Source organism: Paraburkholderia solisilvae (assembly GCF_902859875.1).
In the GTDB taxonomy this organism is placed as follows: Bacteria; Pseudomonadota; Gammaproteobacteria; order Burkholderiales; family Burkholderiaceae; genus Paraburkholderia; species Paraburkholderia solisilvae.
The window spans coordinates 33,567-45,822 of sequence record NZ_CADIKF010000058.1 but is presented as its reverse complement, the minus strand read 5'-3'; the positions used below and the strand labels follow the sequence as shown (position 1 = coordinate 45,822).

The window sequence follows — 12,256 nt, the reverse complement described above, 5'->3', positions numbered from 1 at the left end:
GCCGTCGCGCGACGACGGCGAGCCGCAACCCGCGCCGCCTGCCGCGCCGGCCGCCGGCGGCATCGACGAATAAGGAGAGAGGCATGCAATTCGACAAGCGCGCCTGGCTCGACCGCATCAAGCAGATGTTCGCGGGCTTCGACAAGCCGCTCGCACTGATCGTGTTTCTGCTGCTGTGCGTGGGCATCGTCACGCTTTACAGCGCGAGCCTCGACGTGCCGGGGCGCGTCGAGGACCAGTTGCGCAACATCATGCTGACCTTCGTGCTGATGTGGATTCTCGCGAATGTGCCGCCGAACACGCTGATGCGCTTCGCGGTTCCCGCTTATACATTCGGCGTCGCGCTGCTGGTTGCGGTCGCGCTATTCGGGCTCACGCGCAAGGGCGCGAAGCGCTGGATCAACGTCGGGGTGGTGATCCAGCCGTCCGAAATTCTGAAGATCGCCACGCCGTTGATGCTCGCGTGGTACTACCAGCGGCGCGAAGGCGTGATGCGCTGGTACGACTACCTCGTCGGCCTCGTGATCCTGCTGATCCCGGTCGGGCTGATCGCCAAGCAGCCGGACCTCGGCACCGCGGTGCTGGTGTTCGCGTCAGGGCTCTTCGTGATCTACTTCGCCGGCTTGAGCTTCAGGCTGATCGTGCCGGTGCTGATCGCCGCGGTGATCGCGGTCGCGTCGATCGCGACGTTCCAGAACAAGATCTGCCAGCCCGAAGTGCAATGGCCGCTGATGCACGACTATCAGAAGCACCGCATCTGCACGCTGCTCGACCCGACCTCCGACCCGCTCGGCAAGGGCTTCCACACCATTCAGGCGGTGATCGCGATCGGCTCCGGCGGCCCGCTCGGCAAAGGCTGGCTCAAGGGCACGCAGGCGCACCTCGAGTTCATTCCGGAGAAGCACACCGACTTTATCTTCGCGGTGTTCGCCGAGGAATTCGGTCTCGCCGGCGGACTCGTGCTGCTTACGCTCTACATGGCGCTGATCGCGCGCGGCCTCTATATCGCGGCAAACGGCGCGACGCTGTTCGCGCGCCTGCTTGCCGGCTCGCTGACCATGGCCTTCTTCACGTACGCGTTCGTGAACATCGGCATGGTGAGCGGGATCTTGCCGGTGGTCGGCGTGCCGCTGCCGTTCATGAGCTACGGCGGCACCGCGCTGACGACGCTCGGCGTCGCGATCGGACTGATCATGAGCGTGTCGCGGCAGAAGCGGTTGATGCAAAGCTAGCCGGGTGCCATCGCGCGATGGACGGCGATACAGCCGGCCGGGAAATGCAAAAGAGAGACGCTTGCGTCTCTCTTTTGCTTGATGGGCTGCCGTGCGCCTCCGACAGTACGCCTCACGCTGTGCTTGGGCTGCCGCGCGCCGCGACAGTGCACCTCACGCTTGCTTGACGGGCCGCCGTACGCCGGCGGTGCGGCCCGCACACGAGGTGTCTGCCGCGCCCAGCGGCCGCGTGAACAGCGGGCTACTGTGCGTTGGCCACAACCCATCGGCCGCACCCGTGGCCCTGACCCGACCGCGCGTCTATTGCGGCTTCGCCTCATGCGACTCGCGCAACTGCGTGCTCAACTGCTGGTACTTGAGCCGCGCCGCCGGATCGCCCTGTGCCGCCGCGGCCGCATAGTACGCGCGCGCGACGTTCAGATTCTGCGTGACGCCGTCGCCGCCGCGCTCATAGAACGAGCCGGTCACGTATTGCGCGGTCATATCGCCGCCTTCGGCGGCCTTCTTGTACCAGAGGAACGCCTGCTGGTTGTCGCGCGTGGTGCCGCGACCGTCGAGAAACTGATTCGCGAGCGCGAGTTCCGCCTGAACATGCCCTTGCTTCGCGGCCTTCAGAAACCACTGATGCGCTTCCACCGGATCGCGGCCGACGAACTCGCCGTCGTCGTACATCTTGCCGTACACGTACTGCGCATGCGACATGTTCGCGTCCGCGGCCTTGCGCAGCCACTTCTTCCCTTCATCGACATTCGCCGGGCCGCCCTCGCCGTTCAACAGCATCATCGCGTAGTTGAATTCGGCGAGGCGGTTGCCGCGCTGCGCGGCCTTGCGAAACTCGGCGAGCGCGGACGTCAGATTGCCCGCGTTGTAATCGGCGACCGCGGTCTGCGTCTCCGCATCCGCGGGCTTCGGGTTGAACGCCTGCACCCCGGTGGCCCGCGCATCGGCTGCCAGCATGCCCGCCGCCATCAGCGATGCCGATAGCGTCAGTGCAAGCACCGCGCTCGCGCGCGCCCGCCGCAGCGAACTCTTCTTCATGACCTGACCTCCTGCAACGACTGACGTGTCACGCGCAGCAGCCACATGACGTCGGCAGCGAGCGAGATAAAACGAAAACCCGCATCGCGGTACTGCCGGGCGTTCGGCACATCCGTTGCAAAGATGCCGGCGGCAATATGCGCGTTCTTTGCGACTTGCACGATATGTGCCATTGCCTGCTGCACTTCCGGATGCTTCGAATCGCCGAGATGGCCGAGGCTGGCCGCGAGATCCGCCGGCCCGACAAACAGGCAATCGATACCCGGTGTCGCCGCTATCTGCTCGACCTGCGCGAGCGCGCGTGCCGATTCGATCTGGACGATCGTCGCGATCTGCGCATTCGCATTCTGCAGATAATCGCGGCGCATGCCGTACGCGGCCGCGCGCACCGCGCCGGCGACGCCGCGCAATCCGTCGGACGCGTCCGCGCTCGGGTATTGCGTGAGGCGCACCGCATACGCGGCTTCATCGGCGGATTCGATATTCGGGAACATCAGCGTGCGCGCGCCGGCGTCGAGCACGCGCTTCACGATCCACGGCTCGGCGGCCGGCAAGCGCACGACGGGCTCGCTCGGCAGATGCGCGGCGGCAATCGCGCGCAGTTGATCCGTCACGTCGACGCTGTCGTTCGGCGCGTGTTCCATGTCGATCAGCAGCCAGTCGAAACCGGCATGCGCGAGCGCCTCGGCGGCGCTCGCGCTGGAGAGCGACAGCCATAGTCCGTACAGCGGATCAGGATCTTTCAGACGCAGCTTCAGCGGATTCGTGAACGTGCTCATCGCCGCGCCTCCGCACGATACGTTGCGCCGCAAGATGGCCGGGAAAGCGCGCCGTGCTGGCACGCGTGGTGCGCGGCGCATGAATTCTGCTGCGCCTGAATGGAAGTGACGGGCGTGGTGAAGGCCGGCATGGTCTCGCTCCGGGTGGTTATCGGAACGATCATACCGTGACAATAACGGCGCGACCGGCTATCCGGCACATGTTACTCGCGCACGAAATCGGCCCAGCAATTCGGCGTTTCGTACAGGCGCACGCGCTGCAGCCGCAGGTTCACGCCATAGTGCGCGTCATAGACGTTCGCGAGAATGCCGAACGCGACGGCCGCGAGGTTCTCGACGGTCGGGATGCGGTCGAGCACCACCGTTTTGTGGCCGGGCATCGAATCGAGAAAGCGGCACAGCTGTGTATCGCCTTCATAGACGATAAACGCGTGATCCCATTTGTCGACGAGATGCTCCATCGCGAGCGACTTCACGTCGGCGAAATCCATCACCATGCCGCGATCCGGCGCGCCCTCGGTTTCGACCACGTCGCCCTGCAGCGTGAGCTCGAGCACATAGCGATGGCCGTGCAGATTGCGGCACTGGCTGCGGTGGTCGGGAATGCGGTGGCCCGCATCGAATTCGAGTTTTCGGGTAATGGTTAGCACGGCGATCAGGGGATGTTCAGGTACTTGTGAGTTTGCATCGACAGACGCCAACGCGGATGACGTTTGCACCAGTCGATCGCGAGCTTCGTGTTGATATCGCGCGACGGACCGTCCATCGGCTGGACGAGGAAGTATTCGAAGTCGAGCTTTTCGTAGTCGGACAGACGCTGATTATGCTGCGGGATCACCACCTTCAGCTCGTTGCCCTTCGTCACGACGAGCGGCGCATCCGCCTTCGGGCTCACGCAGATCCAGTCGATCGTATCGAGCACCGGCAGCGAGCCGTTCGTTTCGATCGCAATCTCGAAGCCTGCCGCGTGCAGCGCATCGACGAACGGCGGGTCGATCTGCAGCATCGGCTCGCCGCCGGTGCAGACGACGAAGCGCTCGTCTTCGCCCGCGGGCCACAACGACGCGATCTTCGCGACGAGTTCATCGGCGCTGCGGTACTTGCCGCCGTTTTCGCCATCGGTGCCGACGAAGTCGGTGTCGCAGAAACGGCATACCGCATCGGCGCGGTCTTCTTCACGGCCGGACCACAGGTTGCAACCGGCGAACCGGCAGAACACCGCCGGGCGTCCGGCGTTCGCGCCTTCGCCTTGCAGCGTGTAGAAGATTTCCTTGACCGCGTACGTCATGCTGGTTCTGCCTGATGCGCTGGGTTCGCTGGGTTAATTGTGTCGAATGATTCGTCGTGTCGGCGTCTCACACCGGCTCGGTGACCTGCTCGCCCGCGAGATACGCTTCGTAGCCGCGCTTGCGCAGACGGCATGCCGGGCACTCGCCGCAACCGAAGCCCCACGGATGCAGGACCGCGCGCTCGCCGACGTAGCAGGTATGCGTTTCGACGCGCACCTGCTCGACCAGCGCGTCGCCGCCCAGCTGATACGCGAGACGCCATGTGTCGGCCTTGTCGAGCCACATCAACGGCGTCTCGACGACGAGGCGGCTGTCCATGCCGAGATTCAGCGCGACTTGCAGCGCCTTGAGCGTGTCGTCGCGGCAATCGGGGTAGCCGGAGAAATCCGTCTCGCACATGCCGCCGACAAGCACCTGCAAGCCGCGCCGATAGGCGATCGCCGCGGCGATCGTCATGAACATCAGATTGCGGCCGGGCACGAACGTGTTCGGCAGGCCGCTCGCGGCGGTCTCGATTTCGATTTCGCGCGTCATCGCGGTGTCGCTGATGGCGCCGAGCACCGACAGATCGACCGTGTGATCGTCGCCGAGACGCGCGCCCCATTCGGGAAACGTATCGCTGATCGCCTTGCGAAAGCCGTCGCGACATTCGAGTTCGACGCGGTGCCGCTGGCCGTAGTCGAAACCGAGCGTCTCGACCGTCTCGTAGCGGTCGAGCGCCCAGGCGAGGCACGTGGCCGAGTCCTGGCCGCCGGAAAACAGCACCAGCGCGCTGCGCTTCGCGTCTTTGCGGATCACCGTGATACTCCGTGATGGCTCAATGGGTTACATTCGCGCCGGCGCCGATGCCAGCTCAAGCAGTATAGGCACGAGCCTCGCTGCCCGAAGCGGGCGGCACTGATGCCGATGATCTAATTGCCGATGACCGGCGCGGCGCGCGGCTGCATCTCGCGAGGTTCGGCCGCATGCGGGTTGCCACACCGGTTGCCGCCGTTCAGTTGCCGCACTCGATTCGCCGCCGTTCAGTTGCCGCGGTTGAGTGCCATCTGCCCGCCGTTGCCCTGCGCTTCGTGCTGGCCGTTTGCTCCGCACGCCGCGAGCTGACCGGGCTGGCTGCGCCGTGCCGCAGCCGAGGCCATTCGAAACAAGCGCGAATCAAGCGCGAAACAAACGCAAAACACAAACACGAAACAAAAAAGGACTTGCGACCGGACAGTGCAAGCCCTTGAATTGTTGCGATTTTATCATGCGGCCCCGTGCACTGCCGGCGGCGCCTACATCGCGCATCGACGCGCGGACCGCGCTGCGCCCGGCGCATATGGCAAAAGCCCCAGGAATCTTGCGATGTCCTGGGGCCGAATTCTGGTGGCCTGGGGCGGAATCGAACCACCGACACGCGGATTTTCAATCCGCTGCTCTACCAACTGAGCTACCGGGCCAACGAAGAAGCGAGAGTATAGCAAAGCCTGACGGCCGTCTCAAGCCCCTTCCTGAAATTTGCCGGGCAAGCCGCGTCGCGCCCGAAACGCGGCGACAGTCACTCGCCCTTGTTCTTGCCGAGATCCACGCCGAGCTGCTTGAGCTTGCGATACAGGTGCGTGCGCTCGAGCCCGGTCTTCTCTGCGACGCGCGTCATGCTGCCGTTCTCACGCGCCAGGTGATATTCGAAGTACGCGCGCTCGAACGCATCGCGCGCATCGCGCAACGGGATGTCGAACGAAATGGACGTGGTTTGCGCGGGCAATGTGGCGCCGCTCGTGCTGTCCGTGGCAAGCATCGGCAATGCCGCAGCCGACGCGACGGCCGACGCGTTCGCCGGCGACGCGGGCTTTGCCGCCGCACCGCCCGCCGCGGGCGCCGCGCTGCCGCGCGCCAGTCCCTGCTCGACCGCCTTCAGCAGCTTCTGCAGCGCAATCGGCTTCTCGAGGAAATTCAGCGCGCCGATCTTCGTCGCTTCGACGGCCGTATCGATGGTCGCGTGGCCCGACATCATGATGACCGGCATCGTCAGTTGCCCTTGTGCGGCCCATTCTTTCAGCAATGTGACGCCGTCGGTGTCGGGCATCCAGATGTCGAGCAGCACCAGGTCGGGCGCCGCGCGCAAGCGTGACTCGCGCGCTTCCTGCGCGTTCTCCGCGGCTTCGACGACGTGCCCTTCGTCGCTGAGGATCTCCGAGAGCAATTCCCGGATGCCCATTTCATCATCTACCACCAGGATGGTTGCCATTTACGCTGCCCTTGTCTGCACTGTTGCTTTTGTCGTTCCCTGCGACGCGCTACTGCGCGCCGTCTGCGACCCGGTCGGTACTCCCTGAGACCCACTGCCGGGCGCCGCATTGTCTGCGAGTTGAAGGAAGAGAATCGAGATCTGGGCGCCCTCGATCACATCGCCTGCCTTGAGGCGGTTGCGGATATCGATACGCGCGCCGTGTTCGTCGACGATCTTCTTGACCATCGCCAGCCCAAGCCCTGTTCCTTTGGCTTTAGTCGTCACATAAGGTTCGAACGCGCGCGTCAGGATGCGCGCCGGAAAGCCCGGCCCATTGTCCGATATCGCGAGGCGCACGGCGATGCGGGTTTTGCCTTCCGCATCGGCATCGCCATATTCTACTGTCCGCGTCTCGAGCAGCACACGCGGATGCGGGACTTCGGCAACCGCGTCCTGCGCATTCTGCAGCAGGTTGTGGATCACCTGCCGAAGTTGCGTCGCATCGCCGCGAATCACCGGCAGCTCGCCCATCTCCACATTGATTGCGCTCTTGCCTTCCTCGATGCCGTACAGCGTCAGCACTTCGCTTACGAGTTCATTAAGCTGCAAATTCGCGAGCACTGCGGGCGGCGTGCGCGCGTAGTCACGGAAATCATCGACCATCTGCTTCATCGCCGCCACCTGATTCACGATCGTGGTCGCGCCGCGCTTCAGCACATCGGCATCATGCGGCGCGAGTTTGTCGGCAAGCTTCATCTGCAGACGCTCGGCCGAAAGCTGGATCGGCGTGAGCGGGTTCTTGATCTCATGCGCAAGACGCCGCGCGACTTCGCCCCATGCGATCGAACGCTGCGCCGAGATCACATCGGAGATATCGTCGAACACCACGACGTAGCCGGCCGTCTGCGGGTCTTCGGCGTCGTCCGCCGGCTTCGTCACGGCGAGCAGCCGCGCGCCGCGCACGAGCAGCGTGAGCGGATCCGATTCGCCTTGCGCCTGCATCGAGAACTGCTGCTGCCAGTGGCCATCGTCTTGCCGGTCGTCACTGCCCGTGGCCTCGCGATCGGCAAACGCCTTGCGGATCAGCGCGCCGAACTCGGCCAGCACCACGATCCGGTCGAGCGGCAAACCGAGCGCGGCCTGGAACGGCTGGCCGAAAATGCGCTCGGCGCCGCGATTCGCGGTGGTGAGCCTGAACTGCCGGTCGAACACGAACACGCCCGCGGTCAGGTTCGCGAGAATGCTCTCGAGATACGTCTTCGAATGTTCGAGCGCGATGCGGTTGTTCTCGACCGCCGCGCGCGCTTCGGAAAGCTGCCGCGTCATCGCGTTGAACGACTGCGTGAGGAAGCCGAGTTCGTCACGCGACTTGATCTCGCGCTTGGGCGTGTAGTCGCCTTCGGTCACTTCCTTCGTACCCTGCGCAAGCAGGAACAGCGGCCGCGCGAGCTGATTGCCGAGCGCGAGCGCAAGCATCATCGCGATGAAGGTGGCGAGGAACAGCGCCAGCGTCAGCGTGCCGATGTACATCTTGCGCAAGCCGGTGCGGCCCAGCGCCTTCTCCTGATACTCGCGGTATGCGCGCTGCACCGCGTCGGCATTGCGCGCAAGCGACGCGGACACCGGCTGCGTCAGTTGCAGGAAGCGGTCGGTCGGCTGCAACTGCGTGGCGTTCGTGTCCGGAATGCGCTGCACGATGCGCAACCGCAGCACGCCCTTGTTGCCCACCGCGCGCGGGTCGCCGTCCACTTCGCCTTCGATCGCCGCGAAACCGCGGCCGCGCGCCTGCTCGATCATCAAAGGCGTCGGCAGGTCGGTCGGCACGAGCGACGCGTAATTGCCGGTGGCCTGCGCCACCACGTGCATCTCCGGCGACGCGCCCGACATGCTGCGCGCCGGCTCGACGATGGTCGCGTCCTGCACGCCGAACTGATCGCGCAAGCGCAGCAGCGTGAGCGTGGTGCCCGCCGAATCCGAGTTCGCGAGCTGCTCGGCCATCAGGCGGCCCTTGGTCTGCAAGTCGGACAGCGACGCATCGAGCATGCCGCGCCCGAGGCTCAAGCCCGACGTGAGCGCGGTTTCGACGTTCACGTCGAACCACGACTCGATGCTGCGCGACACGAACTGATACGACACGATGTAGATGATGCCGCCCGGCACCACGCCAACCAGCGCGAAGAAGAAAGCGAGCTTCGCGAGCAGCCGGGTGCCGAACTTGCCCTTGCGCAAGCGCGAGATGATCACGACGACGAGCACCGCCACGATCACCATGAAGATCAGCGCGACCGCGATATTGGCCGTGTAGAGCCACTGGTAATAGCGGTCGAAGAATTCGGTATTCGCGCTCGCGGCTGCCAGCAGCACGAGCAGCAGGACGGCCGTGACCGCCACCGTCGACACCAGCAAACGCACGACGACGCTGCTGACACTGGTGTCGCGGCGCACTTTATTTAGCACGATCGCTCACCGTGAAAGTGAAACGCTTCCAGTCGGAAGCAAGGTTCCAGTCGCGGTTGTTGACTGCGTCGATCTGGAACGGCTTGGGCATCAGTGCGATATCGAGCTGCATGCGCACCGACGCGGTGTAGGTCTCCCCGGGGTGAACCTGATTGCGGTCGATCACATGCCACGACGTGACGTGCTTGATCACCGATAGCGCCTCATTCAGCGAACTGAAACCGAACTGCAGGCCGCCGGTCGAGACGCGATATTCGCGTGTGAGCGGCTGGAACGACAGGCGGATGCTCTGCGATACGCTGACCGGCTGCTCGTCGAACCAGTACCAGCGCGGACGGCTCAGCTCGAAGTCGGTCGTGAAGTAAAGCGGAATGCCTTTATTGACTGCGTCCTCGAGGTTGCTGTTCAGATCGAAATCGAACCGCGCATCGAGACTCCATCCGCTGCCGTCCGATTGCAGCGATGCTCGCTGAACCGCGATCGAATCGGCGCGCGCCGGCCCGGCTGCGGTCAGGCAAAGGGCCAGCGCCATCCAGAGCGCGACCGCGAGCCGTAGCGGAAGAAGGTGTTTGATGGTCACCGTTTCTGAAAGCGCGCGTAGAAGAATCCGTCGTGGTCTGGGTTCGAGCCGGTGGTCCATCCGGCGCGGGAACCAGCCGATGGGTCGGCGGGCGCGCGAGCCACTGCGGGCAGCAGTTGCCCCGGCGCGTCCAATCGTACCGCATCCTGATGGTTGTTTCCAAACCACACTGCCTGCAACTCACCTTCATCGGGCAGGATCGAGCATGTGACGTACAGCAACTCGCCGCCCGTCTTCACGAGCGGCCATAGCGCGGCGAGGATGCGCCGCTGCTCGACGACCAGCGACGCGATGTCGGCCGCGCGGCGCAGCCAGCGAATGTCCGGATGGCGGCGCACGATGCCCGATGCGGAGCACGGCACGTCGGCGAGAACACGGTCGAAGCGCGGCTCGGACGGGTCATGCCACGCGGACGGATTGCCCGCGTCGCCGATCCGAATGTCCGCTGCAAGGCTAAGACGCCGCAAATTTTCGCCGATGCGTTGCGCGCGGGACCGGTCGCTTTCGAGCGCAACGAGGTCGATGTCGGCGAGTTCGAGCAGGTGGCCGGTCTTGCCGCCGGGCGCGGCGCACGCGTCGAGCACGCGCATGCCGTTTGCCACGCCGAGCAGTTGCGCGGCGCGCTGCGCGCCGGCGTCCTGCACCGAGACGACGCCGTCGCGAAAGCCCGGAATGCGGTCGACGGGCAGCGGGGCCTCCAGGCGAATGGCCTGCAGGCCGACCTGCGTCGCGGCGATCTGATGGTCGTGCAACGTTTGCAGGTAAGCGTCGACGCTCGAGCGGCGCGCGTTGACGCGCAACGTCAACGGACCTTGCGTGTTGCCGGCCTCGAGCATGTCCTGCCACGCGTCGGGCCACGCGTTTCGCACGGCCTCGATCCACCAGCGCGGGTAGTTCCAGCGCGCGACGTCGTCGCGTTGCGATTCGCTGATGAGCGCACTGCGTTCGCGCAGGAAGTTGCGCAGCACCGCGTTGGTCAGCCCCTTCGCGAACGCGAACTCGCGGCGCGCGCCGATCGCGCCGACCGCCTGGTCAACCACGGTGAACGGCGTATAGGCGGCGGACGCTTCGTCGTCGACCAATAGCGCGAACGCGCAGGCGAGCACGTGAGCGACGTGTGGCGGCGGCGGTTTGCGGACCAGCCTCGCGACCAGCCACTCCGCGACGCCCAAGCGCCGCATCGTCCGGTATGCGATGTCCTGGACTGCGCCGTGCGACGCGGCCGCGCTGCCTTCGGGCAGCGACGCGAATACGGTGCTGAGGGCCGCGGGCAGCGCGGCGCCAAGACGCACGGCGCCGACCGCTTGCGCCGCGCAATCGAGCGCGAAGCCAAGCGACTCCGGTGCAAGATGCAGCGTGGAAAGGCGGGGCTCGTGAGGACGCGCTGCCGGCGGAACCGCGCGCGAGGACGGCTTTCGGGTCATGAACAGGGATGAGGCGGGCACGGGGAGTGCGGGCGGTCTAAACGGCACATTGTAGCGTGGTGCGGTAATGAGACAGACCGGTGGCGGCGCACGTGTGCGTGATCAGCAACAGCGAGGCCGCAGCAGCATTGCGTCTGCGCCGCCGCTGCGTTACGGCGGAGAAAGCGTGCGCAAGCAAATCTGGCGGCGCCCTGCCGCGATGATTCCGACGCGCATTCGCACGTTATGGGCGTTCGGCAAGGGCCAGGCGGGGATCAGGCGAGCCTCGCCTGGCTCGCCCGGTTTTCGCACCGGCATGGCCGCCGGTGCGGTCAGAAGAGTACGCGGACTTAGTCGAAGCGCCCCGTGCGCGCCATTTCCATCAGGCGCGCGATGCGCTCTTCTGTGGACGGATGAGTTGAAAACAGATTGGCGATGCCGCCGCCCGACAACGGATTCATGATCATCATCTGCGCGGTGGAAGGATGCGCCTCCGCCGTTGGGAACGGAATGCCGCTCGCATAACGGTGAATCTTGTCGAGCGCCGCCGCGAGCGCTTGCGGGTCGCCGGAAATCTGCGCACCGCCGCGGTCCGCCTCGAATTCGCGAGCGCGCGAGATGGCCATCTGAATCAGCGCGCCGGCGATCGGTGCGAGCAGCGCGACCGCAATGCTCGCGATCGGGTTGCCCGGACGGCCATTTTCGTCACGGCCGCCAAAGAACATCGCGAAGTTCGCGAGTGCGGAAATCGCGCCCGCCATCGTCGCCGAGATGGTCGAGATCAGAATGTCGCGATGCTTCACATGCGCCAGCTCATGCGCCATCACGCCGCGCATCTCGCGCTCGGACAACACGCGCAGGATGCCCGTGGTCGCAGCCACGGCGGCGTGTTCGGGATTACGGCCGGTTGCGAATGCGTTCGGTTGATCTTCGTCGATCAGGTAGACGCGCGGCATCGGCAGGTTCGCGCGAGTGGAGAGCTCGCGGATCATCCGGTAGAACTGCGGCGCGGTGGTCTCGTCCACTTCGTGCGCGTTGTACATGCGCAGCACCATCTTGTCCGAGAACCAATAGGAAAAGAAGTTCATGCCGAGCGCGAGCAGCAGCGCGATCATCATGCCGCGTTGGCCGCCGATCATGCCGCCGATCACGATAAAGAGGGCCGTGATCGCGGCCATCAGCATCGCGGTTTTAACCCAGTTGAACATACCCAGTACTCCTTGCCCGGAACGCGGGACCGTATCTCATGCCGTCGATGACGGCGAACAA

At 65.0% G+C, this 12,256-nt stretch carries 11 protein-coding genes and 1 tRNA gene; 1 reads left to right on the top strand and 11 read right to left on the bottom strand.

Going from position 1 to position 12,256, the window contains the following annotated elements; genetic code table 11:
• Positions 1-83 precede the first annotated feature (83 nt).
• On the top strand, positions 84-1,232 hold the full coding sequence (gene rodA / locus HV675_RS26965; RefSeq protein ID WP_175114511.1) for a rod shape-determining protein RodA: 1,149 nt from the start codon (positions 84-86) through the stop codon (positions 1,230-1,232).
• Between the two features lie 300 nt (positions 1,233-1,532).
• On the opposite strand, the gene HV675_RS26960 is transcribed toward rodA, so the two are convergent.
• The 11 genes from HV675_RS26960 to htpX form a co-directional block, all read right to left on the bottom strand.
• Positions 1,533-2,270, bottom strand: a complete 738-nt coding sequence (locus tag HV675_RS26960; RefSeq protein ID WP_175114510.1) for a tetratricopeptide repeat protein — start codon at positions 2,268-2,270, stop codon at positions 1,533-1,535.
• Positions 2,267-3,049, bottom strand: a complete 783-nt coding sequence (locus HV675_RS26955) for an HpcH/HpaI aldolase family protein (RefSeq protein ID WP_175114509.1) — start codon at positions 3,047-3,049, stop codon at positions 2,267-2,269. Before HV675_RS26955 ends, HV675_RS26960 begins: the two co-directional genes overlap by 4 nt.
• Before the next feature lie 203 nt (positions 3,050-3,252).
• On the bottom strand, positions 3,253-3,699 hold the full coding sequence (gene queD, locus HV675_RS26950; RefSeq protein WP_175114508.1) for a 6-carboxytetrahydropterin synthase QueD: 447 nt from the start codon (positions 3,697-3,699) through the stop codon (positions 3,253-3,255).
• A gap of 5 nt (positions 3,700-3,704) precedes the next feature.
• Positions 3,705-4,337, bottom strand: coding sequence for a 7-carboxy-7-deazaguanine synthase (gene queE / locus HV675_RS26945; protein WP_175114507.1), 633 nt, complete (start codon positions 4,335-4,337; stop codon positions 3,705-3,707).
• A 67-nt stretch (positions 4,338-4,404) separates the two neighbouring features.
• Positions 4,405-5,136: a 7-cyano-7-deazaguanine synthase QueC gene (gene queC, locus HV675_RS26940; RefSeq protein ID WP_175114506.1), complete on the bottom strand. Its 732-nt coding sequence runs from the start codon at positions 5,134-5,136 to the stop codon at positions 4,405-4,407.
• 565 nt (positions 5,137-5,701) lie between these two features.
• Positions 5,702-5,777 (bottom strand) — tRNA-Phe (locus HV675_RS26935).
• A gap of 98 nt (positions 5,778-5,875) precedes the next feature.
• On the bottom strand, positions 5,876-6,565 hold the full coding sequence (gene esaR, locus HV675_RS26930) for a response regulator transcription factor EsaR (RefSeq protein ID WP_175114505.1): 690 nt from the start codon (positions 6,563-6,565) through the stop codon (positions 5,876-5,878).
• Positions 6,566-9,004, bottom strand: a complete 2,439-nt coding sequence (locus tag HV675_RS26925) for a sensor histidine kinase (protein WP_175114504.1) — start codon at positions 9,002-9,004, stop codon at positions 6,566-6,568.
• Positions 8,994-9,584, bottom strand: a complete 591-nt coding sequence (locus tag HV675_RS26920; protein WP_175114503.1) for a DUF4390 domain-containing protein — start codon at positions 9,582-9,584, stop codon at positions 8,994-8,996. Before HV675_RS26920 ends, HV675_RS26925 begins: the two co-directional genes overlap by 11 nt.
• Complete coding sequence (gene rsmB, locus HV675_RS26915) at positions 9,581-11,008, bottom strand: 16S rRNA (cytosine(967)-C(5))-methyltransferase RsmB (RefSeq protein ID WP_175114502.1); 1,428 nt, start codon at positions 11,006-11,008, stop codon at positions 9,581-9,583. Before rsmB ends, HV675_RS26920 begins: the two co-directional genes overlap by 4 nt.
• Positions 11,009-11,337: 329 nt before the next feature.
• On the bottom strand, positions 11,338-12,195 hold the full coding sequence (gene htpX, locus HV675_RS26910; RefSeq protein WP_175114501.1) for a zinc metalloprotease HtpX: 858 nt from the start codon (positions 12,193-12,195) through the stop codon (positions 11,338-11,340).
• Positions 12,196-12,256 lie beyond the last annotated feature (61 nt).